This is a genomic window from Actinobacillus lignieresii, from assembly GCF_900444945.1.
Lineage (GTDB): Bacteria > Pseudomonadota > Gammaproteobacteria > Enterobacterales > Pasteurellaceae > Actinobacillus > Actinobacillus lignieresii.
Genome location: NZ_UFRM01000001.1, coordinates 2,033,071 through 2,059,704 on the forward strand (window position 1 = coordinate 2,033,071; position 26,634 = coordinate 2,059,704).

The window sequence follows — 26,634 nt, forward strand, 5'->3', positions numbered from 1 at the left end:
GCAGTTTTAAAGGCTTGATCTAAGGTTTTTTGTTTTATAACAAGCAATTCGTGATGTTTTTTACTGTTTTTATTCCATATGGATATATCAATAAAGTTTCGGTTCTTTGTTAAAGCGGTTTAAGCGGTTAGATTTTTTAGCCAATATGAGGATTTATTATGATGATTGTAAAAAAATTCTATTTTTTAACCGCTTGCTTAATGCTGTCAGTACAGGCTTATGCGGTTGAGTTATTAAACGTTTCTTATGATCCGACCCGTGAGTTTTACAAAGAATATAATCGCCTGTTTGCCGATTATTGGCAACAACAAAGCGGTGAGCAGATCACGATAAAAACATCACACGGCGGATCCGGTAAACAAGCTCGTGCGGTGATTGACGGCTTGCAAGCGGATGTCGTTACCTTAGCGTTAGCCGGTGATATTGATGCGTTAAATAAACATCAAGATCTGATCGAGCCGAATTGGCAGCAACGTTTAGCTGAACGTAGCTTACCGTATCACTCGACCATTGTATTTTTAGTACGTAAAGGGAATCCGAAACGGATCTACGACTGGCAGGATTTAGTGCGAGATCCGAGTATTGAAGTGATTACGCCGAACCCAAAAACGTCCGGCGGAGCAAGATGGAATTTTCTAGCGGCTTGGGCGTATGCTCAAGATCGTTTCGGTAGGGAACAGCAAGCATTGGAATTTGTTACTCGCCTTTATCAACAAGTACCGGTGTTAGATACCGGTGCGAGAGGCGCGACGATGAGCTTTATCCAACGAGGATTGGGCGATGTTTTACTTGTTTGGGAAAACGAGGCTTATTTGGCATTACAAGAAGAAGGCGGTGATCAGTTTGAAATAGTCACTCCAAAAGTTTCGATTATTGCCGAGCCATCGGTTGCCGTGGTAGATAAAGTGGTGGATAAAAAAGGTACTCGTAAACAAGCGGAGGCTTATCTGCAATATTTATACAGCGAAGCGGCACAACGCCTGATTGCTAAGCATTATTACCGTCCTGCAAGCGGTCAAATTTTAGCGGAATTTCGCCAACAATTTCCCGAGCTAAGATTACTTAAAATGCACGACATTTTTTGCGGTGGCTGGGAATTGATTCAACCGAAATTTTTTGATGACGGTGCGATTTTCGATCAAATCTTAGAAAAAATTTACCAATAAATAGGCTAAGGAAATGTTATGCAACAAACTCGAATTATTCCCGGTTTTAACCTTTCGTTAGGTTATACCCTCACATTTTTAAGCCTTGTAGTACTGATTCCGTTAGCCGGTCTATTTATCTTTTCCGCCCAAATTTCTGCCGAACAATTTATTAAATTGATTACCAGCCGGCAGTTATTATTAGCGTTGGGGTTATCTTTTAAAAGCGCATTCAGTGCCGCATTAGTGAATAGTTTTATCGGTTTATTGTTAGCATGGGTATTGGTGCGTTACCAATTCTGGGGCAAGCGATTAATGGATACTTTTATTGATATGCCGTTTGCCTTGCCAACTGCGGTAGCCGGCATTGCACTGACGGCGATTTACGCTCGCAACGGTATTATCGGGCAATTTTTTGAAACCAAAATCGCCTACAGCTCATTAGGTATTACTTTAGCATTATTGTTTGTCACGTTGCCCTTTGTAGTTCGCACACTACAACCGGTGCTGGAAGACTTACCGAAAGATGTGGAAGAAGCGGCGGAAATTTTAGGCGCTAGCCCGTTTCAGACCTTTCGCTATGTAATCTTTCCGGCAATTTTACCGGCTTGGATTACCGGTTTTACCCTCGCTTTTGCACGTGGCATCGGCGAATACGGTTCGGTCGTGTTTATTTCCGGTAATTTGCCGTTTAGAACCGAAATCCTACCGCTTGTAATTATGTCAAAACTCGATCAATACGATTATGTTGGGGCGGCAACCATTGGCGTATTAATGCTGATCATCTCATTCGTACTGATTTTTGTGATCAATCTGATTCAGCGTTACTTCGCTAAGCGGACAGCAAAATAGAAGGGAAGAAATATGCAAAGTTTACTCAAAAAACGACCGCTTGTTGAAAGGCTATTAATCGGCTTAGCGATTCTGCTATTTGTGATTTTGCTACTTTTACCGTTATTGGTGGTAATTTCACAAGGATTGGCAAAAGGCTTGGATTTTTTCCTTGCGTCAATCAGCGAGGAAGATACGCTTGCTGCGCTAAAACTTACCTTGTTAGCCGCCGCTATTGCCGTACCGCTGAATATCATTTTCGGCATTGCCGCAGCTTGGGCTGTGACTAAATATCAATTTAAAGGCAGACAGCTTTTGCTTACCTTAATTGATTTACCTTTTTCGATTTCACCGGTGGTGGCAGGACTGATTTACGTGTTGTTATTCGGCGCACAGAGTTGGCTTTATCCGCACTTACAAGCGGTCGATTTTCAAATCGTTTATGCTATTCCGGGCATTATTTTAGCCACCCTATTTGTTTCCGTGCCTTTTGTCGCACGAGAACTGATTCCGATTATGGAAGCACAAGGCACAACGGAAGAAGAAGCGGCGGCGGTATTGGGTGCAAACGGCTGGCAAATTTTCTATCACGTCACTTTACCGAATATCAAATGGGCGTTATTACACGGCGTGGTACTCTGTACCGCTCGTGCGTTAGGCGAATTCGGGGCGGTTTCGGTGGTATCAGGGCATATACGAGGATTAACTAACACCTTACCGTTGCAAATCGAAATTTTATACAACGAATACAACATTGTAGCGGCATTTTCGGTTGCGATTTTATTACTCGGTTTATCTTTAATTTTATTATTTATTCGTCAGTGGACAGAGGCGAAATTAGCACGATAGCGGGGCATTATGGCAATTAGCGTTAAACAAATTAATAAGCGCTTTGGACAATTCCAAGCACTAAACAATATTGATTTTAGTATTCAAAATGGTGAACTGACCGCCTTACTCGGGCCGTCCGGTTGCGGAAAAACCACGTTGTTACGTATTATTGCCGGACTGGAAACTGCAACAAGCGGTCAAATTTTGTTTGATGATTGTGATGTGACCCAACTTTCGGCGAAAGAACGGGATATCGGCTTTGTGTTTCAGCATTATGCGCTGTTTCGCCATATGACGATTGCCGACAATATCGCTTTCGGCTTACGTATGAAGCCAAAACAAGAACGTTTATCCGAAGCGGAAATTCAAACGAAAGTTAAAAATCTCTTGGAACTGATTCAGCTGGAACATATCGGCGAACGCTATCCTGATCAGCTTTCCGGCGGTCAGCGTCAACGTGTTGCCTTGGCAAGAGCGATCGCAACCCAGCCGAAAGTGTTGCTGTTAGACGAACCATTCGGCGCTTTAGATGCGAAAGTGCGTAAAGATTTGCGCCGTTGGTTGCGTGATTTTCATCATGAAATTAACCTCACCAGTATTTTTGTAACTCACGATCAAGATGAAGCATTGGAAGTTGCGGATAAAATCATTCTGATGAATAAAGGACAAATCGAGCAAATCGGCACGCCGGAACAGGTTTATAAACAACCGAGAAGTGCATTTGTGGCAAATTTTTTGGGCGATGTGAATATTTTACACGGCTATATTTTAGCCGGCGCCTTGCATATTGATACGTTTAAAAAACCAATCGAACAATGTTATGCTGCTGATGATGTAGTGGTTTATGTACGTCCGCATGAAATGGCAATAACTAAAAATAAAATTGAAAATACGTTAAAAGGCGTGATCTCCCGAGTACACACCGCCGGCCCTACGGTATTTTTAGAGGTGTTACATAAAAATCACGAGCCGATAGAAATATCCGTCAGCTATGCTCAATTCGGACAAGAACAATTTTGCATAGGCGATGAAGTTTATTTTCGACCGTTATTATTAAATTTCTTTGTGCAAAACGAATTGATTGAATTTATGATCTAGGTTATATGAAGCGTTAGATATAGAGATAAGCGGTTAATTTTGCCTAAAAGTTTGCAAATTCAACCGCTTTCTTATATTGAGAATGATATTACAGCTTGCTTAAATCAACCAGTGCATCACGGGTGATGTCGCTGATTTTTTGGTTGCTGGTAAGGGTCATTGCAACGTGCATTTCTTTCTTGAAAATATCTAACATATTTTCCACGCCGGCTTTGCCCGCTGCGCCGAGAGCGTACACAAACGCACGTCCGAGCATAGTAGCGTCCGCGCCTAATGCGAGCATACGTACAATATCTAAGCCGTTACGAATGCCCGAGTCGGCAAGAATTTTAATATCGCCTTTCACCGCATCGGCAATCGAAGGTAAAGCTCTTGCGCTGGATAATGCACCGTCTAGTTGGCGACCGCCGTGATTTGAAACCACAATACCGTCTGCGCCGAAACGTACCGCATCTTTCGCATCTTCCGGATCTAAAATGCCCTTGATTACCATCGGGCCGTCCCAGAAATCACGAATCCATTCCAAATCTTTCCACGAAATTGACGGGTCGAAGTTTTCGCCTAACCACACCACGTAATCATCTAAACCCACCGCTTTACCGGTATAAGCCGAAACGTTACCAAGCGTATGCGGTTTACCTTTAATACCGACATCCCACGTCCAGAACGGGTGAGTTACCGCTTGTAATGCACGGCGAATTTCTTTGTAATCACCGCTCATGCCCGAATGGCGATCACGATAACGTGCGCCTGGTGTCGGCATATCCACGGTAAACACTAAGGTTGAACAACCTGCCGCTTTGGCACGTTCTAACACGTGTTTCATAAAACCGCGGTCTTTTAGCACATAAAGCTGGAACCACATCGGGCGTTTAATTGCAGCGGTCACTTCTTCAATCGGGCAAATTGATACCGTGGAAAGCGTGAACGGAATGCCTTTATTTTCCGCCGCCTGCGCCGCCTGCACTTCGCCACGGCGAGCATACATACCGCAAGCGCCCACCGGTGCTAATACCGCCGGCATCGCCAGTTTTTCCCCGAATAATTCGATTTCGGTATCAAGCTGTGACATATCTTTTAATACGCGCTGACGTAATGCCAGATCGGCAAGATCAGTTACGTTACGTTCTAACGTGCGTTCAGAGAATGATCCGCCGTCCGCATAATGAAACATAAACGGAGGAACACGACGACGTGCGGCTTCACGATAGTCATTGGCTGATGAAATAATCATAGATACTTCCTTATATAATTTTAATTAAAATAAAAATAATTTTCATTTAGAATTGTAATTTAAAATTGTTAATAAGGATATAATTAGATGTAAATTTTTTGTGAAAATGTGGAGTAGATCACAGAAATGAAAAAGCTCTCTTTATTTTTTGCAAATAAGAGAGCTGGATAAGACCTATAAAACGTTATTCCGCTCTTAAAGACATCTCGCCGATTCCGAATAGTGTTATCACGCCGTTTTGCTCGAGCAGTAATTCGCCCCGTTGGCTTATACCACGCGAGATACCGTGAATTTCGTTACCTTCCATCACCAGTTTTACCGGCTGATCACGAAAAATATCAAACGTTTGCCAACGCTCTGCATAATGTTCAAAGCCGACAAGCGGGTAAATTTTGAGATTTTTTTGCAATTCATACGCGAGACGACAAACCAACGCATTGCGATCAAATTGATAGTCGGATAAATCGGACCACGCTTGGGTCACGATCTTTTCATCTACTTTGGTCATGCCCAAATTTAAACCGATGCCGATCACTAAATGGATTCCGCTGCGATCCGCTTTGGTTTCAATTAAAATCCCACCCATTTTTTTGCCGCAATAATAAATATCGTTCGGCCATTTGATTTGGATATTTTCCACCTGTTGCGCTTGCAAACTTTCGGCAATAATCAACGAAATTACCAAGCTCAGCGAAGAAATATGCGCAGCGTCTTCAGTCGGGTAATGCCATAAAATTGAAAAATAGACATTTTCACTTTGCGGAGAATACCAAGTGCGCCCACGTCTGCCCCTGCCGGCGGTTTGTTGCTCCGCCAAACATACCGAACCTTGTGGCAAGGTTTGATAGTGTTTAAGCAAATATTCGTTGGTCGAATCAATTTCATCAAACACCAACGCTTGCCCGCATAATAACGCCGTTTGGATCTGAGATTGGTTTAATTTGCTCATTACTTTGGTTATCTCGTGACTTCTTCGCTATTCACTTCGCCATTTTTGCCCATAAAACGCACTTCCGGATGCAGCTCAACTCCGAATTTTTCACGTACACGGTGGCGTACTTCTTTCGCTAATGCCACTACATCTGAACCAGCTGCTGCTTGCTTATTAATCAATACCAACGCTTGTTTTTCATGTACCGCCGCACCGCCTAATTGAAAGCCTTTCAATTCGCATTGATCAATCAACCAACCAGCCGCCAATTTTACTGTGCCGTCTGCTTGCGGATAGTTTGGAATATTCGGGTAAGCGGTCTGAATTTGCGCAAATTTTGCAGCCTCAATCACTGGGTTCTTGAAGAAACTACCGGCATTACCAAACTCGTCCGGATTCGGTAATTTTGCCGAACGTACCGCACACACTTCGTCAAACACTTGTTGAGGCGTTACACGTTGCGGATCAAATTGAGTTAATGAGCCGTAATTTAATACCGGCTGCCATACTTTTGCCAATTTGATGCCGACCGACAGAATCGCAAATTCATCTTTGTACTGGTGTTTAAACACACTTTCACGATAACCGAATTGGCACTCTTGTTTGGTTAAACGGAAAATGTCGCCGGTGCGTAAATTCAGCACTTCGACAAAATCACACACACGTTCAAATTCCACCCCGTAAGCACCGATATTTTGAATCGGCGCAGAACCGGCAACCCCTGGAATGAGCGCGAGATTCTCAAGACCTGCAATATTGTTTGCTAGCGTCCATTTCACCAGCTCATGCCAATTTTCACCGCCTTGCACGTGCAAATAGTGGAATTGTTCATCTTCGTGATGTTCGATACCTTTTAATTTGTTGATGAATACGCAACCGTCAAAATCATCTAAGAAAATCACATTTGAGCCTTGCCCTAAAATCAGTACCGGCTGATGATTGTTTACGGCGGTTTGCCATTCGTTAAGTAATTGTTCGGCATTGCTGAACTCAACGATTTTGCTTGCATTTGCCGGCAAATGAAAGGTATGGAAGGGAGTTAAACTGTGTTTCATTTTCGTGTATCAGTGAATAAAAGTTATTAGGAAGTTTATCACAAACACAAATATAAACACAAAAAGAGTAGAGCTGATTAGCAGCGTATAAAAAATAACCCTCTTACTTCATGAAGTAAGAGGGTCATTCAATTTAACTTTAAGAAATTAACTAAATTACATAGTTACTTCTTTTGAGCCTTGTACTTGAACTTCAACACGACGATCCGGTGCTAAGCAAGCGATTAACGCTTTACGACCTTTAACTTTGTCACATGTTGCGCCGGTTACCGGGTTCGCTTCACCGTAACCTACTGCAGTTACGTTAGCTGCCGGAGTACCTTTAGAAACGATGTAGTTAGCTACTGTTTCCGCACGACGTTGTGAAAGTTTTAAGTTTGAAGCTTCTTTACCGATACGGTCTGTGTAGCCGTTTACTTGGATCGCAGCGTTTGCTAAACCTGCGTTATTGATTTCGGTTTGCATTGCATCTAATGCTGTTGCCGCAGCCGGTTTTAAGTTTGATTTACCGAATGCGAATAATACGTCAGAGCTGAATGCGAAGTTTTTAGTTTCAACTGCCGGAGCTGCAACCGGTGCCGCACCTTGACCGAAACGGTAGCTTAAACCTGCAGATACGGAACTGATATCCGGACGGTAGTCAGTTGCACCCATACGATTTAAAGTAGAGTAGCTTGCTTTACCTGCGTTGTTTAACCATTGGTATTCCACACGTGCCGCTAATTCAGGAAGAATTGCGTACTCAACACCCGCACCTAAAATTAAAGAACTTTGGAAACGACGAGTTTTCACTTTCTCTTGTGCTGCATTGAATGTTTTATATGTATTGTTTACTAATGCGATACCTACTTTACCGTAAACGTCTAAGTCAGGTAATACTTCGTAGCTAGGTTTTAATGCGATTGTCGCACCGTGTGCAGCGTGACGGAAAGTTTTCTTGTCCGCTTTACCGTTTGGTTTTTCAGAACCGCGCACACGACCGAAATAGTCATAACCTAATTCAGCCGCTAAACCTAATTTGTCTTGGTTTAAAATTTGGTAACCGCCGAATACGCCGTAAGTTACTGAATTACGGTTGATACCGTATTTTGTACCGCGATCTGTGTTTTTAGCTGAATCTAATTGTTCGATACCATCATGGAATGACGCCCAACCTGCTTTCGCACCTGCGTAGAAAGTATTTTGTTGTGGCGCTGCTTGAGCTACCGCTGCAGCCGATAATACTGTTAAAGCAACTAATGATTTTTTCATTTTGATGATCCTCTAAATTTATCGTCATCTATTAAAGACAAATCCCTAACCTAAAAGGGATAATGAATAAAGCCGTAAATTATTTTATGTGTATCTCAAAATAATTAAGCTTTTATTACAGTTGTATTCTACCAAATAAAAATTGAAAAATACAACTAAACCTATAATTTAGATCATTTTTTATGCGTAATTCACTCAAAAAATAGATTTTTTTTATCCGTTTTTTAATGATCTACAATTAATTTTTACTTACCGATAGAGATATATTTGCTTAAAACAACTTATAATTTATAAGCTATTATGCATATCACTTACCATTGATAGCGGTAAGCGGCTTGAATAACAAAAAGCCCGCTTCTTGCGAAGTAGGCTTTTGATTAATTTTTAATTAACCTTGTGATGAAATACGCTTCATATCCGTCATATAACCGCGTAACTCTTGACCGATTAATTCAACCGGATGGTTACGGATTGCATCGTTGATATCACGTAAGTAAACGTTGTCGATTTCAGCAGCCGGAGTCGGTTCGCCTAAGTCGCCTTTTTGTAACATCGGGATTAATTTCTCTGCAAGAATAGGCGTTGCAACGTGAGAGAATAAGTAGTTGCCGTATTCCGCCGTATCTGAAATTACCACGTTCATTTCATATAAACGTTTACGAGCGATGGTATTTGCGATTAACGGTAATTCGTGTAATGACTCATAGTATGCCGATTCTTCGTAGATACCGCTTGCAACCATTGCATCGAATGCCATTTCTACACCCGCTTTCACCATTGCAACCATAACTACGCCGTTATCAAAGTATTCTTGTTCGGAAATTTTGATGCCGTCCGCTTTCGGTGAGTTTTCGAATGCGGTTTTACCGGTTTCTTCACGCCACGTTAATAAGTTTTTATCACCGTTCGCCCAGTCCGCCATCATGGTTGATGAGAATTCACCGCTGATGATGTCGTCCATGTGTTTTAAGTAAAGGTCGTTCAATTGAACTTTGATTTCTTCACTTAATTCAAAAGCACGGATTTTTGCAGCGTTTGATAAGCGATCCATCATTAAGGTGATACCGCCTTGTTTTAACGCTTCGGTAATCGTTTCCCAACCATATTGGATTAATTTACTTGCGTATGCCGGATCTTTACCGTCTGCCACTAATTTGTTGTAACATACGATTGAACCCGCTTGTAACATACCGCAAAGGATGGTTTGCTCACCCATTAAGTCAGATTTAACTTCTGCTACGAATGAAGATTCCAATACGCCTGCACGGTCACCACCGGTTGCGGATGCCCACGCTTTTGCGATTGCCATACCTTCACCTTTCGGGTCATTTTCAGGGTGAACAGCGATAAGTGTCGGCACACCGAAACCACGTTTATATTCTTCACGCACTTCCGTACCCGGACATTTTGGTGCGGTCATCACAACCGTAATATCTTTACGAATTTGCTCGCCTTCTTCAACAATGTTGAAACCGTGCGAGTAACCGAATGCAGAACCTTGTTTCATTAATGGAACAACATCTGCAACTACTTTAGAGTGTTGTTTATCCGGCGTTAAGTTGATCACTAAGTCGGCGGTTGGAATTAATTCTTGGTATGTGCCGACTTTGAAACCGTTTTCGGTTGCACGAGTAAATGACGCACGTTTTTCAGCAATGGCTTCCGCACGTAACGCATAGCTAATGTCTAAACCAGAATCACGCATATTTAAACCTTGGTTTAAACCTTGCGCACCACAACCTACGATAACGATTTTCTTGCCTTTTAAGAAATTGCAGCCGTCTGCAAACTCGCTACGATCCATAAAACGGCAACGACCAAGTTGGTCTAATTTTTGACGTAAGTTTAATGTGTTGAAATAGTTAGCCATTTTGTGCTTCCTTATTTATTGTATGATGTTGAGTGTGTTGTTTTATGATGTTGTGTTTACACATTGTTATGTTGTTATGCAATCGATTATACGCCGTTTTTATATTGCGTAAATTGATATTATCGGGATTTAATATTGCATTATTTGCAATATGGGTTGCTAATTTTTGACAAAAAATGACCGCTTGTAAGATGAATGTTAGAATATCGCCGTAATAAAGGTATAGGATAAATAGATGAGAATAAATCAGATTACTTTGCAACGTTGTCCGGAATGCGAAACGGTAGTGAAAATACCGGCGAATATTCCGTTTCAAACGGCGGTTTGCCCGAATTGCCACGATGTTTTACGTCCGGCAAACAGTTGGAGCTTAGGTCGCTGTTCGATTATTGCGATTGCTATTTTAATTTTGTTGCCGTTTGCGCTGACTTTTCCGTTAATGAGTATCGATTTACTTGGTGTACCGATTCATGCCACCGTATGGGGCGGCGTGTGGAAAATGGCGACCGAAGGATATTCTTATACTGCCTTTATGGTATTACTTTGTTCGGTCGTGTTTCCGATTGCTTTTGCATTATTGGTACTTTCCATTCGGTTACAACGTTTATTGGCGCAACGACCGCGTTATACGTTGATTTTTCTAACTAAGATCCAAGAATGGGTGATGTTGGACGTCTATTTGGTCGCGTTGGCAGTGGCGGCGTTTAAAATACGGGATTATGCCGATCTCAGCTTTAGCATACATTTAAGCGCATTTGTGATTGTGACGATTTTAACGACATTACTGTTTATTAAAATTAATCCGAAAAGAATGTGGGAAGATTTTTATCCGGAGTACCATACTTTATTAGGCGGTCACCAAGGTAACGTCAGTTTGTGTCCGACCTGCGAATATACATTCGACGAACAAATCGTCGATTTAAAAGGTCGCCAGCGTTGCCCTCGTTGTGAAAGTAATTTAGCGATTCCTGATAGCGTGAAATTACAGCGTGTGTGGGCGTGTTTATTAGCCGGTGTGGTGATGATGGTTCCGGCGAATCTTTTACCGATTTCCGCCACAGGATTAGCCGGTTCGGTTTCCGCCGATACGCTTTTTTCAGGCGTACTAACCTTTATCAGTTTAGGCAGTTACACGGTTGCCGCCATCGTCTTTATTGCAAGTATCGCCGTACCGTTCAGTAAAGTGACGATAATTTTATATTTATTGTTAGCGATTCATTACAAGTGGAAACACCCGATTCATTGGCAGATGAAAGCGCTACATTACGTGCATTTTGTCGGACGTTGGTCAATGCTGGATTTATTTGTCTTGGCATTGATGATGTCACTGCTTGAACGAGGACAAATCCTTAGTTTTTCGGTCGGTGATGCGGCATTTTTCTTCGGGGCGGCGGTATTTTTGACGATGATTGCCTCAAGTAATTTGGATGCTCGAATGTTGTGGCGAATCCATTATTCCAATGAGAAAAAAGGCTAAAACAAGCGGTCGAATTTTGTTAAATTTTTGCAAATTTTAATGAAATTTTGACCGCTTATTGTTTTTGTAGAAAATTTCTATCGACCTATTTCTTATTGATAGTTTTTAGTCTATGATGCGTAAGTCTCATTCATTCCGAATGAAATATAACAAGTTTGTTTATTTAAGGACCCATCATGAAAAAACTGCTATTAGCCACATTGCTGGCAAGCTCGGCTGCATTCGCCAACCAAGTTCCAAACCATAACACCACCACTCATACCTACGAATTTAATCAAAATTACGATCTCGTTGTGCCGCAAGGTTCAAAAGGCGAAACCAATTTATGGGTGCCTCTACCGTTCAGTAACGATTATCAAGATGTTAAATCAATTGAATTTGAGGGTAACTACAACAAAGCCTATATCACCGAAAATAACCAATACGGTGCGAAAACATTGTTCGCCAATTGGGATGAAAAAGCGCAAAAACGTTTGTTAAAAGTGAAATTAGTGGTGCAAACCAAAGACCGTGAACCGATGGCGACAGGGGCTTTAAACGGTTATCAGCCGCCGGAAAAAATCATTTATTCGGTGGATGTACAAGAGTATCTCAAACCGACTACTCACATTAAAACTGACGGCATTGTGAAGCAATATGCGGACAAAATTGTCGGCAAAGAAACCAACCCGCTGAAAAAAGCTGAGCTGATTCATAAATGGATTGTGGAAAATATGGAGCGTGATAATTCCGTATTGGGCTGTGGTGACGGTAATGTAGAAAAAATGCTCACTACCGGCGTGTTAAAAGGCAAATGTACCGATATTAACTCGGTATTTGTTGCTTTAGCCCGTGCTTCCGATATTCCGGCGCGTGAAATTTTCGGTATCCGTTTAGGTGATGCACCGAAAATGTCAAAATTCTCTAAAACTGCCTTCGGTAGTTCAAAAGACGGGATTGCGAATGAAAATAGCGGGCAGCACTGTCGTGCCGAATTTTATTTAGCCGGCTTCGGTTGGGTACCGGTCGATTCGGCGGACGTGGCGAAAATGCGTTTAGCTGAGAAAAAAGCAGTCAATGACGCCGATACGCAAGCCGTTTCAAAATACTTATTCGGTAACTGGGAAGCGAACTGGATGGGTTTTAACCATGCACGTGATTTTGACTTATATCCACAACCGGAACTAACACCGATTAATAATTTCGGTTATCCGTATGCAGAAATTGGCGGCGATCCGCTCAATTCATTTGATGCAAAAGAGTTTGGTTATGAGCTTATCTCAAAAGAACTCAAATAATCGCTTTTTTGCCTCGCTTACCGCTGCACTGGTTGCGGCGGTAAGTTCAACGTTATGCTGTATCGCACCGCTGGTTTATCTGGTGTTTGGTATTTCTTCGCCGTGGTTGGTCGGGTTAAGCGAATATGAGTATTTACAGCTTCCGCTTCTGTTTGTTTCGCTTGGGACGTTCGGTTACGGCTTTTGGTTACTGATATTTTCCAAGAAAATTATTTGTACTAAATATTGTTCTCGCCGTACTTTGATTATTTTGTATTGGATTGCCTTTGTGATTATTCTGTTTTTCCTGAGCTATCCTTTTATTTTGCCTTGGTTATTAGAATGAAAAAATTACTGTTTACTTTGCTTTTTTCTATCGGAATTACACCGCTTGTTTATGCCAATGAAGCTGCATCGACCAATAATGTGACAACCGAACAGCAGGCACAAAAAGAAGTGAATTTCTACGTTAAAGAAATGACCTGCCAATTATGTGTCTATTTGGCTAATAAAGAATTGCGAGCAATTGACGGTGTGATTTCGACCAAAGCGAATATGAAAGAGCGTAAAGTTAAAATCATTGCTAACGAAAATGTAGCGGTAGAGCAGATGATTAAAGCGATTGAAAAACTTGGTTACACCGCTGAGCAGATTTAGATTTTTACCGCAGAGCGTACGGATTTTTTACCACGCACGGCAAGCCGTACGTGGTTAGGATCAGCCTACGGCTGAGTGAGCCACGCTGTGGCTCTGAGGGTTTCTGCGATGTGGTTTATTTTCGATGAATGTACGGACACCCTCGCCCCTCGTGGGAGAGGGACAGATTTTTCTTTGTTTAGAAGAAAAATCAGGGAGAGGGGGTAATCAGTTAAAAAGTCTTATTAGGTTTTTATGCCTATCAACTGTCAAATCTCCCCTAACCCCTCTTTGCTAAAGAGGGGGATTTCTTTTAAAAATTAACCAGTTAGGAATTTTTGTTTACCACGCACGAGCCGTACATGGTTAGGATCAGCCTGTGGCTCTGGTTTTTTTGCGATAAGATTAATTTCGCGTTGTCGGTATATTCCGTAGTGCATTTTTACCACGGAATATACTTATTATGCCTCTTTCGCTGCGGTGTAAATTGCGATCATATCCGCTTCATATAAGGTTTTAGCCGCACCGATACTGCCTTTTGAGGCGATACTGCATTTTTGTGCCATTTCGGTAATTTGTTCCGTACTGACCTTAACGCCTAATTCGGTTAAGTTGGTCGGCATATTAATGCTGCGGAAGAAATTTTCCATTGCTTCGATGCCTTTTAAGGCGGTTTGTTCTGCCGTTTTTGCCGGCGTTACACCCATGGCATGAATCGCAAAACGTTCAAAACGAGGCAGGATATCACGATATACGTATCTTGCCCAATGTCCCCACATTGCGGCTAAACCGGCACCGTGGGTTACATCAAACATACCGCTTAATTCGTGTTCCAGCATATGCGTCGCCCAATCGCCGTTACCGCCGCCGCAGCCGGTCAAACCGTTGTGAGATAGGCTTCCGCACCACATAATTTCCGCTCTGGCTTGGTAATTTTTCGGATCTTTTACTAAGATTTGCGCATTTTTCATCACGGTTTTTAAAATACTCTCGGCAATCGTATCGGTAATTTCCATTGTAGCGTTCGGTGTGAAATAACGCTCCATCGTGTGCATTAAAATATCTGCGTTACCGCTTGCGGTTTGATAGTCCGGTAAGGTGACGGTTAATTCGGGATTTAAAATTGAGAATTTCGGACGAGACAAATCATTACTATAACCGCGTTTGATACCGCCCTCGTCTTTAGTAATCACCGAACCGTCACTCATTTCACTACCGGCGGCTGAAATGGTTAAAACGGTTGCAATTGGTAAACAAGCGGTTGCTTGACGTTTATTATCAAAAAGATCCCAAACATCGCCTTCTTCCGCCACACCGTAAGCGATCGCTTTGGCGGAATCAATTACACTACCGCCACCGACAGCAAGAATAAAATCGACTTGTTCTTGTTTACATAATTCAATGCCTTGATAAACCAAAGACAATAACGGATTCGGTACTACACCGCCCAATTCTACATAAGCAATACTTGCGTTATCTAATGATGCTTTAATGCGATCCAATAAACCGGATTTTTTCGCACTTTGGTTACCGTAGTGGATCAATACTTTGTTGCAATGTTGCGCTTTAATCAATTCTCCAACCTGTTGTTCGGTGTCTTTGCCGAATACGATTTTGGTCGGGGTAAAGTAATTAAAATTTTGCATATTCGTTTCTCCTTATCGAATCATTGATTTGGCACATTCTAAAAAGTGATTTATTCCTATACAATGAATAAATTACGAATAAAGAATTCCTGTTTAAGGAATAAAGTGGGGAGAGTATGCTCGATAAAGTGGAAGCGGTGCGTTACTTCTGTATTGCGGCGGAAACATTGCATTTTCGTGAAGCGGCAAACCGTTTGGCGATTTCACCGCAAGTCGTGACGCGTATGATTGCCGATTTGGAGCAACAATTAGGCGAACCGTTATTTAAGCGTAATACCCGCAATATTTCCCTAACCGATTTTGGTAAAGCGTTTTTGGCGGACGCACAAACTTGGCTGAAAGCGACCGAAACGTTATTCCAAACCGACTTTAAAGAATCTATGCGCGGTACTGTGCGGATTACCTTACCACGTTTACCGAATAACGATCTGATTTTAGTTGAGTTATTGGAAGCACTAGCAGATTACCCGCAATTGCATATTGACTGGCGACCGGATACCGCTTTGTATAACAGCGTGACAAAGCAAATTGATATTGGCGTGCGCATCAGTATGCAAATGGAGGCGCATCTGATTACTCGAGAGATTACTACTATCAAAGAACGGATCGTGGCAAGTCCTAAGTTATTGGCTAAATTAGGGCAACCGCAAGATCTAAATGATCTGCAAACTCGTTTCCCGTTATGCGTAGAGATCAATCCGCAGACCGGTAAAGCGTGGCATTGGTTTAATACGCCGAAGCAAAGTTTTATGGTAAAAGATCCGTATTTTATCAGTTCGGAAAGTTACAGTAATTTAGCGGTGGTGTTGCAAGGGTTGGCGGTCGGTATGTTGCCCGAGTATCATTATGCACCGCATACCAAAGCGGGAAGATTAACGATTTTATTTCCCGAGTTAGCGATTCCGGATTGGAAAATGTTTATCTACCGATCGCAGCAAGAAAACACTCCGATACGCGTGCTACACGTATTCAACCTATTGAGTGAGATTTTGCAAAAGCATTACGGAAAGGCGGATTAGACGAACTTTCAATATAGTGCGCCTTAGTTCGCATTTACTAAGATTAAGGGGTATTCAAGCGGTCGGATTTACATAGAATTTTGCAAAAAGTTTTGCCGATTCGACCGATTGCCTTTTTTCTAGTAGCAAAAAACGGCTATTTATGTTAAAAATTGAAGTCGATTTTCTCTCATAATTTCCATTTACATTAAAGGAACACAACAATGTCTTTACAAGCAATTATCGAAGCGGCATTTGAGCGTCGTGCTGAAATCACACCAAAAACAGTTGATGCGGAAACGCGTGCAGCAATCGAAGAAGTTATCGAAGGTTTAGATAGCGGTAAATATCGTGTAGCGGAAAAAATTGACGGTGAGTGGGTTACTCATCAATGGTTAAAAAAAGCGGTTTTACTTTCATTCCGTATCAATGACAACCAAATCATTGACGGTGCGGAAACCAAATACTATGACAAAGTTGCATTAAAATTTGCCGATTACACCGAAGAACGTTTTGCACAAGAAGGTTTCCGTGTAGTGCCGTCTGCAACCGTACGTAAAGGCGCATATATTTCTAAAAACTGCGTATTAATGCCGTCTTATGTAAACATCGGTGCATACGTAGGCGAAGGCACAATGGTGGACACTTGGGCAACCGTAGGTTCATGCGCACAAATCGGTAAAAACGTTCACTTATCAGGCGGCGTAGGTATCGGCGGCGTATTAGAGCCGTTACAAGCAAACCCGACGATTATCGGCGACAACTGCTTTATAGGCGCACGTTCGGAAGTGGTTGAAGGCGTAATTGTAGAAGACGGTTGTGTCATTTCAATGGGCGTATTTATCGGTCAATCAACTCGTATTTATGACCGTGAAACTGGCGAAATCCACTACGGTCGCGTACCGGCTGGCTCTGTGGTGGTATCCGGTAGCCTTCCGTCAAAATGCGGTAAATACAGCTTATATTGCGCAGTTATCGTGAAAAAGGTTGATGCGAAAACTTTAGGTAAAGTGGGCATTAACGAATTACTTCGTACTATCGAAGAGTAATTAAATCCTTCCGCCCCCTCCTTGCAAAAGAGGGGGATTTTTTTACCGCTTGTAAGGAATCAATATGAAAAAAATCCTTCTCCTAAACGGCCCTAATTTGAATATGTTAGGCAAACGCGAACCGCATATTTACGGCTCGCAGACCCTCTCAGATATTGAACAACACTTACAACAATCGGCACAGGCACAAGGTTACGAATTAGATTATTTTCAAGCAAACGGAGAAGAGTCGCTGATTAATCGTATTCATCAAGCATTTCAAAATACCGATTTTATTATCATCAACCCCGGTGCATTTACCCATACCAGCGTGGCAATTCGTGATGCGTTGTTGTCGGTATCCATTCCGTTCGTTGAAATCCATCTTTCGAATGTACACGCCCGTGAACCTTTCCGCCACCATTCTTATCTAAGCGATATAGCAAAAGGCGTAATTTGCGGTTTAGGTGCAAAAGGTTATGATTATGCGCTCGACTTCGCAATTTCAGAATTACAAAAAATACAATTAGGAGAAATGATGAATGGCTAATCCGGTGAAATATGAATCGCTGATTGTCGTCTGTAATGGTTTAGAACGCTTATTCGGCAATATTGTTAAAGTATTAAGCTACCCGTTTCATGCCGTTTTGCCTAAACTTCGTTTTACCATTCCGGAATATAGTCCGGCAAAAATTAAGTCGAAGCAAACTACCCGAATCACGAAAACCATTTGGCAAACCAATTATTCAAACAAAGTAACGTTACCGGTATATGCGAATTATCTGTTTAACCGCTTAATGTCGCTAAGTTACGATTATCGCTATGTCAGTACTGAAGATCGTGAGGCTTATATTAAGGCGAATGCTGATGAACGCACATTTAATGCTTATAGCAAGCTAACCGACGGTGCGGCGCAAGCAGATTTTTGGCGTGTGTTTACATTATTGCAAGAAGGCGGAATCTATATTGATATTGACGGGCATTTGGTCTTCCCAATCTCACAAATTATTCGGGAAAATGATCAGGAAGTCTTAATTAAACGTCGTGACAAATATACCAATTTCTTTTTAGCTTGCGAGAAAGGTCATCCTATCTTAAAAGATACGCTTGAGATTATTATCAGCAATATCGAAAATCGCCGTATCGAAGGCGGGGTGTTTGTGATGACGGGGCCGGATACACTGAATGCCGCAATTGGTAGCAAACAAGTCAATACTCGCCGAGACAAAGTGACTTGCGCACAAGGTACTTTCACCAACGAGTATTTTCAGTATATTGACAAACCTCGTAGTAAATGGAACTACAAAAAGAACGAAGATTTATTAAAATAAGTTCGCTTTGTAACTGCTACGATGAGTTATAAAATTGCGTGAATATCGCCAATTTTACGAGATTTTATTCGCAAAATTGGCGAAATTCAGGTAATCTACACAAGATTTTTACTCTGCACAGTATTGTGCAGAGTTTCTCTTTTTAATTGACTATAAAAACGGAATCTCACTATGGATATTCGCAAAATCAAAAAACTTATCGAATTAGTTGAAGAATCAGGCATCACTGAATTAGAAGTGTCTGAAGAAGAAGGTACAGTACGTATTAGCCGTGCTCAACCGGCTGCATCGGCGGCGGTACAATACGTTGCGGCACCGCAAGCGGCGGCGGTTGCGCCCGCACCTACGGCGGCACCTGTTGCACAAGCAGCTCCGGTTGCAGCGGCACCGGCGGAAGTAAGCGGTCACGCAGTGCTTTCACCAATGGTAGGTACCTTCTACCGTAGCCCAAGCCCGGATGCAAAACCGTTTATCGAAGTAGGTCAAACGGTAAATATCGGTGATGCGTTATGTATCGTTGAAGCAATGAAAATGATGAACCGTATCGAATCGGACAAAGCCGGTGTGGTTAAAGCGATTTTAGTAAACGACGGCGAAGCGGTTGAATTCGACCAAAAACTTATCATCATCGAATAATTTATTCAGCACGGAAATAACGGAATACACGGAATTTTATAAGTTGTACAAGCGGTCTGTTTTTTTACAAATTTTGTAAAAAAATTGGCAAAATTAACCGCTTCCGGCTTCTTCCGAGTGTTCCGTTCTTTCCTTGACAAAAGGGGAAAACTCCAATGTTAGAAAAAGTTGTCATTGCAAACCGCGGCGAAATCGCATTACGTATTTTACGTGCATGTAAAGAGCTTGGTATCAAAACGGTTGCGGTTCACTCAACGGCTGACCGTGAATTAAAACACGTGCTTTTAGCGGACGAAACGATTTGTATCGGCCCAGCTCCTTCAGTAAAAAGTTACTTAAATATTCCAATGATCATTGCCGCTGCGGAAGTGACTAACGCAGATGCAATCCACCCTGGTTACGGTTTCTTATCTGAAAATGCGGATTTTGCCGAACAAGTAGAAAACTCAGGCTTTACCTTTATCGGCCCGACTGCTGATGTGATTCGTTTAATGGGTGATAAAGTATCGGCAATCAATGCAATGAAAAAAGCGGGCGTACCTTGCGTACCGGGTTCTGATGGTCCGGTAGGCAACGATCCGGCTAAAAACAAAGAAATTGCAAAACGTATCGGTTATCCGGTTATTATTAAGGCGTCCGGCGGCGGCGGCGGTCGCGGTATGCGAGTGGTATATAACGAGAAAGATCTCGAAGAATCTATCGCAATGACCAAAGCGGAAGCGAAAGCGGCATTTAATAATGATATGGTGTATATGGAAAAATATTTAGAAAATCCACGCCATATTGAAATCCAAGTATTAGCGGATACACACGGTAATGCGGTTTATTTAGCGGAACGTGACTGTTCGATGCAGCGCCGTCACCAAAAAGTGGTAGAAGAAGCACCGGCACCGGGTATTACCCCTGAATTACGTAAATTCATCGGTGAGCGTTGTGCAAATGCGTGTCGTGAAATCGGCTATCGTGGTGCGGGTACATTCGAATTCTTATTCGAAAACGGCGAATTCTATTTCATTGAAATGAATACCCGTTTACAAGTAGAACATCCGGTCACAGAAATGATTACCGGCGTGGACTTAGTAAAAGAGCAATTACGTGTGGCGGCAGGTCTTCCGATTTCAATCAAACAAGAAGACATTAAAGTGAAAGGCCATGCGATGGAATGCCGTATCAATGCGGAAGATCCGAACACCTTCTTACCTTCTCCGGGTAAAATCACACGTTTACACGTGCCGGGCGGTTTAGGCGTGCGTTGGGATTCTCATATTTATAACGGCTATACCGTACCACCGCATTACGATTCGATGATCGGTAAACTGATTACCTTTGCAGAAGATCGTGATATTGCAATCCGTCGTATGCAAAATGCCTTATCAGAAACGATTGTGGAAGGTATCAAAACCAATATTCCATTACACAATCTGATTATGGAAGACGAAAACTTCCGTAAAGGTGGCACAAATATCCACTACCTCGAGAAAAAGCTCGGTCTTAAATAAGCAACAAGCGGTAAGATTTACTACAAATCTTACCGCTTTCTTTTAGCTTTTCAACCATTGCTGAATAAAATCGGCAATCTGATCAATATCATTAATATCTAGGTGATTCTCTCGTGCGAGCGGATAATCGGTCGCTGTCGCAATTGTCCATTGATCTAGCTCCGGCAACGGTTTTTCAATCGCTTGACGATGCAACTGAATCTTGGCGATCGGCTCGTGTTTAAAACCTTCCACTAAAATTAAATCCACGGCTGTCGGATCAAATTTTGCAATTAATTGCTGAAAATCGACCGCTTGTGTCGGTGTTTCGGTCATTAATGCCCAACGTTCTTCACAGACAATCATAGTCGGATTTGCTCCGGCTATACGTAAGCGATGGCTGTCTTTACCCGGTTTATCCACTTCGACATTGTGGTGCGAATGTTTAATCAATCCGACTCTAATCTGACAAGCGGTCAATTTTGGAATTAATTTTTCCAATAAGGTAGTTTTGCCGGTGCCGCTATAACCGGTAATGCCCAATAATTTTGGCGTGTTGGTAGCTGTTAAACTAAAATTTTCCAAATCGGCAAAGGTATTCATATTTTGAAAAGCAGCTTTTTGCTCGGAGAAATCTACCGCAACACTTTTTTGCGTTTGAAAAAATTGGAATAGACGACGCTCACCGCTTGCCAGATAGTGACGAAGCGATTCAGCTACCGAACGATGAATCAAGGCAGTGGTAGGATGCGCTCGCTCACCGTCATGCACATAAGCAATTTGAGCTTGATTAATCGCTAATGCAACCGAGAGTTTTTTCACTAAATTCTTTGGTAAGAACGGCGTATCACATGGGACGAATAACAGGTATTCGCTGTTAATCTTTTCAAAGCCGGACAGCATTCCGCTCAAAGGTCCTTGGAAATCGCTCAAACTGTCGCAATAAAAAGGCAGTTGAGAGAAATATGTTTGATATTCTGCCTGCGAACGGTTGATATTTAAATGAATCCGAGCGATCTGCGGGATAAGACGCTCTATAATATGCGAAATCAGCGGTTTGCCCTGTAAGAGCTGTAAGCCTTTTTCCGCCCCATTCATACGGCGAGCAAGCCCACCGGCTAAAATTACTGCAGAAATTTGATCTGTTTGTAGCATTTTATGTCCAAGTTTTTTGCAAAAGTGTGACTAAAAGTATATGATTCCGAACACTTTTCAACAAGGGTTTTTAAGGAAGCAAAGTATGAAATGCAAACGTTTAGAAGAATTACTTGAGTTACTCGGCGAACATTGGCGTCAAAATCCGGATTTACATCTGATCGATATTTTACAACAACTTTCGATTGAAGTCGGAGAGCCGGATAACTATGCGGCATTACGTGACGAGGTATTAATTTACCAGTTAAAAATGCGTAATGCGGATAAGCACGAGCCGATTCCCGGCATTAAAAAAGATTATGAAGAAGATTTCAAAACGGCATTGTTACGCGCCCGCGGAATTTTAAACGATTAGTTGAGTCTAACGGACGCATTTATTTTTATTCGAGGAACAATAATGAAAAAAATGGCATTAAAATCAGTTTTAGTCGCACTTTCTGCATTTTTCGCAGTAAATTCAACCGCTTTAGCGGCGGATCCGGTCGAGGGTAAAGAATATACTCAAGTTCGTCAAGCACCGTCGGCACAAAAAGAAGTGGTAGAATTTTTCTCATTCTACTGCCCGCATTGCTACGATTTTGAATTAACCTACAAAATCCCTAGCCAAATTAAACAAGCGTTACCGCAAGATGCGAAATTAGTGCAATATCACGTGAATTTCTTAGGTCGTCAGTCAGAGAACTTAACCCGTGCTTGGGCGTTGGCGATGGCGTTAGGTGTGGAAGATAAAGTAAAAACCGCACTGTTTGAAGCGGCGCAAAAAGATGCGATGAAATCAATGGATGATATTAAAGCGGTATTTACCTCAAACGGCGTAAGTGCGGCGGATTTTGATAACGGTATCAACAGTTTTGCGGTAAACGGTTTATTCAATAAACAAGTGCAATTGGCGGAAGATTTTAAAATTCGCGGCGTACCGGCGTTTTTCGTAAACGGACAGTACCAAATCAATTTGGAAGGCTTTGCCGATTCCGCATCAACCAACGAATTTGTTAAACGTTATGTAGAAGCGGTGACTTTTTTAATTAAAAAGTAAATTAAGTCTCTTAAAGAAAAGGCTCGATCATTATGATTCGAGCCTTTTTGCTTATTATGCGTAATGTAGCTTTACATCGAAATGATCACACATTCCGCCACACTGCGTGCGTTTGATTGTGCGTTAGAAGCGGCGGCTCTATCGCCTACCGGCCCTACAAACACACGATTCCAATCGGCACTTGAACTGATGCGCGCATTAAAGCCGGCCATCGCTAAACGAGCCTGCATATTTTCGGCTTGCGCTTTATTTTTGAAAGCGCCGCATTGTAAACCGAATCTGCCCGCTTGAGCGGCAGGTTTATCCGACGGTTTCGCTGCGCTCGCAACGATTTTAGCCTGTTCCGCTTTTTTCGCTTTTTCAGCCGCTAATTTTGCTTGTTGTTCCGCACTAGCAGCGGTTTCTACCGGTTTTGCCGTTTCAACCGGAACTTGATTTTGTTTGGCAAGTTCTTGCTGTTTTTTCAATTCGGCTTGTTTACGTTTTTCTTCCGCTAATTTTGCCGCTTTTTGCTCGGCGGCTTTTTTAGCGGCCAATTCTTCAGGTGTTAAGGCAACCACTGCGGGTTGTTGCTCCGCCGGTACCGTCGCATCCGTTTGCGTTTCCGCCGTAGTCGTTTCGGTTTGCGCTTTTTCCGCCGCTAAACGTGCAGCTTCTTCCTGCTTGAGTTTTGCTTCAAGTTGCTGTTTTTGCTCTGCGGAAAGTTGTGCCAATTTTTCTTGTGATTTTTGACTGTTATCGGTCAATACTTCACGGGTTTCCAAGTCACGGATGTAGCTGTAAACTTCTTCCGGACGACTTGGTAATGCAGGACCTTGAGGCGGCGTAACTTGGTTTTGCTGGATAGTCGGAATTGCCGGTGCGGGCGCATTTTCTTTTAACACCCATAGTCCGATTCCGCCGGCTAAAAGTAAGAAGATAATAATCCCTAAAATAAGCGATTTATTGATACCCTTTTTTTTGTTGGAACGGGCTGCATAATCACGTTGTGGCACGATAACACCTTATCTTGTTAGATCTAAAAAAATGAAAGATAATAATCCTACTAAAAAAACAACAATTTGCCTAGAAGTTCATAGGACAAGCGGTCTGATTTTGTTAAAAATTTACGCAGATTTTAAATGAGAAAGATAAACGTCAAAGCGGTGATTTTTTGTCGTTTGTGAAAAATCGGGCTTTTGCTCCGCTAAAAAAGGTGCGTAATCCGGGCGTTTTACCACCACTCTTTTACGAGCAAGTACTTTTGCCGGTGCAAAGAAATTATCCGAATCCAAATCCGCACCGACTAAATGTTGGAATACTCGCATTTCTTTTTTTACTAACGCACTCTTTTGTTTATGCGGATACATCGGGTCGAGATAAACTACATCGGCGGCTTGATGTGCTACGTCCAGTAACGAGATGTTACGCACATCGGCTAAAATCATTCGTTCTTGCATAAAGCCACCGATTTCCGGATCGGCATAGGCTCTTGCCAACCCGTCTTCCAATAACGCCGCTACAATCGGGTTGCGTTCGACTAATAACACTTTACAGCCGACAGAAGCCAATACAAAAGCATCTCTGCCGAGTCCTGCGGTCGCATCGATAACTGTAGGTAAATAATCGCCTTTAATTCCGACCGCTTTTGCCACCGCTTCGCCTCGACCGCCACCGAATTTACGGCGGTGTGCCATGGTGCCATCGACAAAATTCACGGCAATCGCACCGAGTTTCGGTTCGTCCAGTTTACGTAGTTCTAAACGCTCGTCGGTTAAAACTAGCGCAAGCATAGCGGATCGGTCGTGAACCAGTCGCCATTTGTCACAAATTTGCTGAAATTTCTCAGTATTCGAAGATTCGTTGATAAGTTGAATTGTCATTATGTTAATTGTAAAAATTAGCTAAATAGCCGGTTAAAATGTTCGAGTAAGCAGGCTTTGCCGGCAAGCGGTTCGTTTTGCCACGATTTTTGCAAAACCTCGTGATCGAACAGTTTTTCATATTCGGCGGAAATCGGACGATAACTGATGTGCCAAGGCTCATAACCGACTTTCGCATTATGAATGCCGTCAAAAGGAAAATAGAAACCAAAGCGTTCGGCATTATGATGAAGCCATTCGGCTAATGGTGCAAAATAACCGCCGGTTTGATATTCCCAAGGCTCAAGCTGTAAATTTTGCCCTTCCGGCAGTAAATCGGGATCAAAAATATCAATTTCCGTCCCCCAATGATGACGACTGGAACCCGGTACTGCCGACCAGCGCATCATCGCTTGAATTTTCTGTAAATCGTCCAATTTACTCATATCAATCGCACAGCCGTTATCATCATGTACCTTACGCTCACCGTTAAATTTTGCATTCCAAATTAGCATTTGGCGATCGAAATCACGATAAGTGCTGGCAGGCTGTAAATTAAAACCGGCTGCTTTTGCCGCCTGCTGCAATGCAAGAAAAGCATCAACCGTCTCAGCTTGCAAAAAGTGTTTATCCGATAACGGATTCGGCAACGGCACAAGATGTTCACGTGTTTTGCCGGTGAGGATTTGTTCGAGGTTTGCTAACATTTTAATATTTCCTCGGCATTAACTTTTGAGTAAGTGTTTGAGGATTTGATAGTACACCTCTCCGCATTTGCCAAGGTCTTCCACGCTGACACATTCATTCACTTTATGAATAGTTGCGTTTAACGGCCCGAACTCAATCACTTCCGCGCCCATTAATGCGATAAAGCGACCGTCTGAAGTCCCTCCGCTCGTATCTAAACGAGGGGTAATTTTTGTGACGTTTTCGACCGCTTGTACCGCCGCTTTAACCAATTCGCCATTACCGGATAAAAACGGTTTACCGGATAAATTCCAACTAATGCGGTGTTTTAACTGATGTTTAGCTAACATTTCCGCCACTTTGTTTTTGATAATTTCATCGGTCACTTCGGTGCAATAACGTAAGTTAAATTGCACGTATAATTCACCCGGAATGACATTATTACTACCGGTTCCCGCTTTAATATTAGCAATTTGTAAACTGGTCGGTGGGAAAAATTTATTGCCGTTATCCCATTGATAAGTGGTTAATTCGGTTAAGAAATTCAATGAAGTATGTACCGGATTTTCGGCTAAATGCGGATAAGCGACATGACCTTGTACGCCTTCAATATAAAGTTCACCGGTAATTGAACCTCGTCTGCCGTTTTTAATCACATCGCCTAACACTTTGCCGCTAGAAGGTTCGCCCACCACGCAATAGTGAATCGGTTCGTCTCTCGCCATCAGTGTTTCCACCACTTTTACCGTGCCGTCTTTTGCCGCAGCCTCTTCATCGGAAGTAATTAATAATGCAATCGTGCCGGTATGATTCGGGTTTGCTTTAACAAACTCTTCCGCTGCCACAACCAATGCGGAAAGCGAACCTTTCATATCCGCCGCACCACGCCCGTAGAGCATTCCTTCAACAATTTCTGCCGAAAACGGCGGATAAGTCCATTGTGTTTCATCGCCAACCGGCACCACATCGGTATGTCCGGCAAATGCGACTACCGGACTGCCGCTACCGTGTTTCGCCCATAAATTCAGCGTATCTCCGAAAGGCAACCATTCGAGTGTAAAGCCTAATTGCGCCAAGCGTTCTGCAATCACTTGTTGGCAACCTTGATCAGCCGGGCTAATGGACGGACGGCGAATTAAATCCTGCGCAAGATTGATGATGTTGTGTTTCATATATTTATTTT

The 26,634-nt window shown here is 42.5% G+C and carries 27 protein-coding genes; 16 read left to right on the forward strand and 11 right to left on the reverse strand.

What is annotated here, in order from left to right:
- Window positions 1–161: 161 nt before the first annotated feature.
- The 4 genes from DY200_RS09635 to DY200_RS09650 are packed head-to-tail and all read left to right on the forward strand — an operon-like array spanning window position 162 to window position 3,905.
- Entirely contained in the window at window positions 162–1,166 is a 1,005-nt protein-coding gene (locus DY200_RS09635) for a sulfate ABC transporter substrate-binding protein (RefSeq protein WP_115587998.1), read from the forward strand.
- Between the two features lie 18 nt (window positions 1,167–1,184).
- A complete protein-coding gene (cysT, locus tag DY200_RS09640) occupies window positions 1,185–1,997 on the forward strand; it encodes a sulfate ABC transporter permease subunit CysT (RefSeq protein ID WP_115587804.1) in 813 nt (270 codons plus the stop codon).
- A 12-nt stretch (window positions 1,998–2,009) separates the two neighbouring features.
- On the forward strand, window positions 2,010–2,825 hold the full coding sequence (cysW, locus tag DY200_RS09645; protein ID WP_115587805.1) for a sulfate ABC transporter permease subunit CysW: 816 nt from the start codon (window positions 2,010–2,012) through the stop codon (window positions 2,823–2,825).
- A 9-nt stretch (window positions 2,826–2,834) separates the two neighbouring features.
- Window positions 2,835–3,905 carry a sulfate/molybdate ABC transporter ATP-binding protein gene (locus DY200_RS09650; protein ID WP_115587806.1) on the forward strand — a complete coding sequence of 357 codons (1,071 nt, stop codon included), beginning with the start codon at window positions 2,835–2,837 and terminating at the stop codon, window positions 3,903–3,905.
- Between the two features lie 88 nt (window positions 3,906–3,993).
- On the opposite strand, the gene lldD is transcribed toward DY200_RS09650, so the two are convergent.
- From lldD to ilvC, 5 genes are all read right to left on the reverse strand, one after another.
- The gene (gene lldD / locus DY200_RS09655; protein ID WP_115587807.1) at window positions 3,994–5,139 is read right to left on the reverse strand and encodes an FMN-dependent L-lactate dehydrogenase LldD; all 1,146 of its coding nucleotides are present in this window, start codon (window positions 5,137–5,139) and stop codon (window positions 3,994–3,996) included.
- A 184-nt stretch (window positions 5,140–5,323) separates the two neighbouring features.
- Window positions 5,324–6,088, reverse strand: a complete 765-nt coding sequence (locus DY200_RS09660; RefSeq protein WP_115587808.1) for a biotin--[acetyl-CoA-carboxylase] ligase — start codon at window positions 6,086–6,088, stop codon at window positions 5,324–5,326.
- An 8-nt stretch (window positions 6,089–6,096) separates the two neighbouring features.
- Entirely contained in the window at window positions 6,097–7,125 is a 1,029-nt protein-coding gene (gene murB, locus DY200_RS09665) for a UDP-N-acetylmuramate dehydrogenase (RefSeq protein WP_115587809.1), read from the reverse strand.
- A gap of 156 nt (window positions 7,126–7,281) precedes the next feature.
- Window positions 7,282–8,376: a porin OmpA gene (gene ompA / locus DY200_RS09670; RefSeq protein ID WP_115587810.1), complete on the reverse strand. Its 1,095-nt coding sequence runs from the start codon at window positions 8,374–8,376 to the stop codon at window positions 7,282–7,284.
- A 388-nt stretch (window positions 8,377–8,764) separates the two neighbouring features.
- The gene (ilvC, locus tag DY200_RS09675; RefSeq protein ID WP_115587811.1) at window positions 8,765–10,246 is read right to left on the reverse strand and encodes a ketol-acid reductoisomerase; all 1,482 of its coding nucleotides are present in this window, start codon (window positions 10,244–10,246) and stop codon (window positions 8,765–8,767) included.
- Window positions 10,247–10,481: 235 nt separating this feature from the next.
- On the opposite strand from ilvC, the gene DY200_RS09680 reads away from it, so the two are divergent.
- The 4 genes from DY200_RS09680 to DY200_RS09695 all read left to right on the forward strand — a co-directional run bounded on the left by DY200_RS09680 (window position 10,482) and on the right by DY200_RS09695 (window position 13,636).
- Window positions 10,482–11,723, forward strand: coding sequence for a paraquat-inducible protein A (locus DY200_RS09680; protein WP_115587812.1), 1,242 nt, complete (start codon window positions 10,482–10,484; stop codon window positions 11,721–11,723).
- Window positions 11,724–11,899: 176 nt separating this feature from the next.
- Window positions 11,900–13,000 (forward strand): transglutaminase-like domain-containing protein, encoded by a 1,101-nt coding sequence (locus tag DY200_RS09685; protein ID WP_115587813.1) that lies wholly within the window; start codon window positions 11,900–11,902, stop codon window positions 12,998–13,000.
- Window positions 12,972–13,325, forward strand: coding sequence for a mercuric transporter MerT family protein (locus tag DY200_RS09690; RefSeq protein ID WP_115587814.1), 354 nt, complete (start codon window positions 12,972–12,974; stop codon window positions 13,323–13,325). Before DY200_RS09685 ends, DY200_RS09690 begins: the two co-directional genes overlap by 29 nt.
- The gene (locus DY200_RS09695; RefSeq protein ID WP_115587815.1) at window positions 13,322–13,636 is read left to right on the forward strand and encodes a heavy-metal-associated domain-containing protein; all 315 of its coding nucleotides are present in this window, start codon (window positions 13,322–13,324) and stop codon (window positions 13,634–13,636) included. Before DY200_RS09690 ends, DY200_RS09695 begins: the two co-directional genes overlap by 4 nt.
- Before the next feature lie 440 nt (window positions 13,637–14,076).
- On the opposite strand, the gene DY200_RS09700 is transcribed toward DY200_RS09695, so the two are convergent.
- The gene (locus tag DY200_RS09700; protein WP_115587816.1) at window positions 14,077–15,261 is read right to left on the reverse strand and encodes an iron-containing alcohol dehydrogenase; all 1,185 of its coding nucleotides are present in this window, start codon (window positions 15,259–15,261) and stop codon (window positions 14,077–14,079) included.
- A gap of 116 nt (window positions 15,262–15,377) precedes the next feature.
- Here DY200_RS09700 and DY200_RS09705 point away from each other — a divergent pair, with 116 nt between their 5' ends.
- The 6 genes from DY200_RS09705 to accC all read left to right on the forward strand — a co-directional run bounded on the left by DY200_RS09705 (window position 15,378) and on the right by accC (window position 20,753).
- Window positions 15,378–16,280 (forward strand): LysR family transcriptional regulator, encoded by a 903-nt coding sequence (locus tag DY200_RS09705; RefSeq protein ID WP_115587817.1) that lies wholly within the window; start codon window positions 15,378–15,380, stop codon window positions 16,278–16,280.
- A gap of 203 nt (window positions 16,281–16,483) precedes the next feature.
- Window positions 16,484–17,308 carry a 2,3,4,5-tetrahydropyridine-2,6-dicarboxylate N-succinyltransferase gene (dapD, locus tag DY200_RS09710; protein WP_005599515.1) on the forward strand — a complete coding sequence of 275 codons (825 nt, stop codon included), beginning with the start codon at window positions 16,484–16,486 and terminating at the stop codon, window positions 17,306–17,308.
- 64 nt (window positions 17,309–17,372) lie between these two features.
- Window positions 17,373–17,837, forward strand: coding sequence for a type II 3-dehydroquinate dehydratase (gene aroQ, locus DY200_RS09715; RefSeq protein ID WP_115587818.1), 465 nt, complete (start codon window positions 17,373–17,375; stop codon window positions 17,835–17,837).
- Window positions 17,830–18,618 (forward strand): glycosyltransferase family 32 protein, encoded by a 789-nt coding sequence (locus DY200_RS09720; protein WP_115587819.1) that lies wholly within the window; start codon window positions 17,830–17,832, stop codon window positions 18,616–18,618. Before aroQ ends, DY200_RS09720 begins: the two co-directional genes overlap by 8 nt.
- Window positions 18,619–18,789: 171 nt before the next feature.
- Window positions 18,790–19,254, forward strand: coding sequence for an acetyl-CoA carboxylase biotin carboxyl carrier protein (gene accB, locus DY200_RS09725; protein ID WP_115587820.1), 465 nt, complete (start codon window positions 18,790–18,792; stop codon window positions 19,252–19,254).
- A gap of 155 nt (window positions 19,255–19,409) precedes the next feature.
- Entirely contained in the window at window positions 19,410–20,753 is a 1,344-nt protein-coding gene (gene accC, locus DY200_RS09730; RefSeq protein ID WP_115587821.1) for an acetyl-CoA carboxylase biotin carboxylase subunit, read from the forward strand.
- 42 nt (window positions 20,754–20,795) lie between these two features.
- Here the strand turns inward: accC and mobA are convergent, their stop codons facing one another.
- Window positions 20,796–21,887, reverse strand: a complete 1,092-nt coding sequence (gene mobA, locus DY200_RS09735) for a molybdenum cofactor guanylyltransferase MobA (protein ID WP_115587822.1) — start codon at window positions 21,885–21,887, stop codon at window positions 20,796–20,798.
- Window positions 21,888–21,972: 85 nt separating this feature from the next.
- Here mobA and DY200_RS09740 point away from each other — a divergent pair, with 85 nt between their 5' ends.
- Entirely contained in the window at window positions 21,973–22,242 is a 270-nt protein-coding gene (locus tag DY200_RS09740) for a YihD family protein (RefSeq protein ID WP_115587823.1), read from the forward strand.
- 42 nt (window positions 22,243–22,284) lie between these two features.
- Window positions 22,285–22,923: a thiol:disulfide interchange protein DsbA gene (gene dsbA, locus DY200_RS09745; RefSeq protein ID WP_115587824.1), complete on the forward strand. Its 639-nt coding sequence runs from the start codon at window positions 22,285–22,287 to the stop codon at window positions 22,921–22,923.
- Between the two features lie 71 nt (window positions 22,924–22,994).
- Here the strand turns inward: dsbA and ftsN are convergent, their stop codons facing one another.
- The 4 genes from ftsN to dapE form a co-directional block, all read right to left on the reverse strand.
- Window positions 22,995–23,918: a cell division protein FtsN gene (gene ftsN / locus DY200_RS09750; RefSeq protein WP_115587825.1), complete on the reverse strand. Its 924-nt coding sequence runs from the start codon at window positions 23,916–23,918 to the stop codon at window positions 22,995–22,997.
- 111 nt (window positions 23,919–24,029) lie between these two features.
- The gene (locus tag DY200_RS09755) at window positions 24,030–24,785 is read right to left on the reverse strand and encodes a class I SAM-dependent methyltransferase (protein ID WP_115587826.1); all 756 of its coding nucleotides are present in this window, start codon (window positions 24,783–24,785) and stop codon (window positions 24,030–24,032) included.
- Between the two features lie 17 nt (window positions 24,786–24,802).
- Entirely contained in the window at window positions 24,803–25,471 is a 669-nt protein-coding gene (locus tag DY200_RS09760) for a M15 family metallopeptidase (protein ID WP_115587827.1), read from the reverse strand.
- An 18-nt stretch (window positions 25,472–25,489) separates the two neighbouring features.
- Window positions 25,490–26,623 carry a succinyl-diaminopimelate desuccinylase gene (gene dapE / locus DY200_RS09765; protein ID WP_115587828.1) on the reverse strand — a complete coding sequence of 378 codons (1,134 nt, stop codon included), beginning with the start codon at window positions 26,621–26,623 and terminating at the stop codon, window positions 25,490–25,492.
- Window positions 26,624–26,634: the final 11 nt, after the last annotated feature.

Coding starts and splice junctions, on each gene's coding strand:
- aroQ (WP_115587818.1), top strand. CDS start 17,373: ATGAAAAAAATCCTTCTCCTAAACGGCCCTAATTTGAATATGTTAGGC.
- DY200_RS09690 (WP_115587814.1), top strand. CDS start 12,972: ATGAGCTTATCTCAAAAGAACTCAAATAATCGCTTTTTTGCCTCGCTT.
- DY200_RS09760 (WP_115587827.1), bottom strand. CDS start 25,471: ATGTTAGCAAACCTCGAACAAATCCTCACCGGCAAAACACGTGAACAT.
- accB (WP_115587820.1), top strand. CDS start 18,790: ATGGATATTCGCAAAATCAAAAAACTTATCGAATTAGTTGAAGAATCA.
- dapD (WP_005599515.1), top strand. CDS start 16,484: ATGTCTTTACAAGCAATTATCGAAGCGGCATTTGAGCGTCGTGCTGAA.
- DY200_RS09700 (WP_115587816.1), bottom strand. CDS start 15,261: ATGCAAAATTTTAATTACTTTACCCCGACCAAAATCGTATTCGGCAAA.
- mobA (WP_115587822.1), bottom strand. CDS start 21,887: ATGCTACAAACAGATCAAATTTCTGCAGTAATTTTAGCCGGTGGGCTT.
- DY200_RS09695 (WP_115587815.1), top strand. CDS start 13,322: ATGAAAAAATTACTGTTTACTTTGCTTTTTTCTATCGGAATTACACCG.
- murB (WP_115587809.1), bottom strand. CDS start 7,125: ATGAAACACAGTTTAACTCCCTTCCATACCTTTCATTTGCCGGCAAAT.
- DY200_RS09660 (WP_115587808.1), bottom strand. CDS start 6,088: ATGAGCAAATTAAACCAATCTCAGATCCAAACGGCGTTATTATGCGGG.
- ilvC (WP_115587811.1), bottom strand. CDS start 10,246: ATGGCTAACTATTTCAACACATTAAACTTACGTCAAAAATTAGACCAA.
- DY200_RS09650 (WP_115587806.1), top strand. CDS start 2,835: ATGGCAATTAGCGTTAAACAAATTAATAAGCGCTTTGGACAATTCCAA.
- ompA (WP_115587810.1), bottom strand. CDS start 8,376: ATGAAAAAATCATTAGTTGCTTTAACAGTATTATCGGCTGCAGCGGTA.
- dsbA (WP_115587824.1), top strand. CDS start 22,285: ATGAAAAAAATGGCATTAAAATCAGTTTTAGTCGCACTTTCTGCATTT.
- cysT (WP_115587804.1), top strand. CDS start 1,185: ATGCAACAAACTCGAATTATTCCCGGTTTTAACCTTTCGTTAGGTTAT.
- DY200_RS09680 (WP_115587812.1), top strand. CDS start 10,482: ATGAGAATAAATCAGATTACTTTGCAACGTTGTCCGGAATGCGAAACG.
- DY200_RS09635 (WP_115587998.1), top strand. CDS start 162: ATGATTGTAAAAAAATTCTATTTTTTAACCGCTTGCTTAATGCTGTCA.
- DY200_RS09740 (WP_115587823.1), top strand. CDS start 21,973: ATGAAATGCAAACGTTTAGAAGAATTACTTGAGTTACTCGGCGAACAT.
- accC (WP_115587821.1), top strand. CDS start 19,410: ATGTTAGAAAAAGTTGTCATTGCAAACCGCGGCGAAATCGCATTACGT.
- dapE (WP_115587828.1), bottom strand. CDS start 26,623: ATGAAACACAACATCATCAATCTTGCGCAGGATTTAATTCGCCGTCCG.
- cysW (WP_115587805.1), top strand. CDS start 2,010: ATGCAAAGTTTACTCAAAAAACGACCGCTTGTTGAAAGGCTATTAATC.
- lldD (WP_115587807.1), bottom strand. CDS start 5,139: ATGATTATTTCATCAGCCAATGACTATCGTGAAGCCGCACGTCGTCGT.
- DY200_RS09685 (WP_115587813.1), top strand. CDS start 11,900: ATGAAAAAACTGCTATTAGCCACATTGCTGGCAAGCTCGGCTGCATTC.
- DY200_RS09720 (WP_115587819.1), top strand. CDS start 17,830: ATGGCTAATCCGGTGAAATATGAATCGCTGATTGTCGTCTGTAATGGT.
- DY200_RS09705 (WP_115587817.1), top strand. CDS start 15,378: ATGCTCGATAAAGTGGAAGCGGTGCGTTACTTCTGTATTGCGGCGGAA.
- DY200_RS09755 (WP_115587826.1), bottom strand. CDS start 24,785: ATGACAATTCAACTTATCAACGAATCTTCGAATACTGAGAAATTTCAG.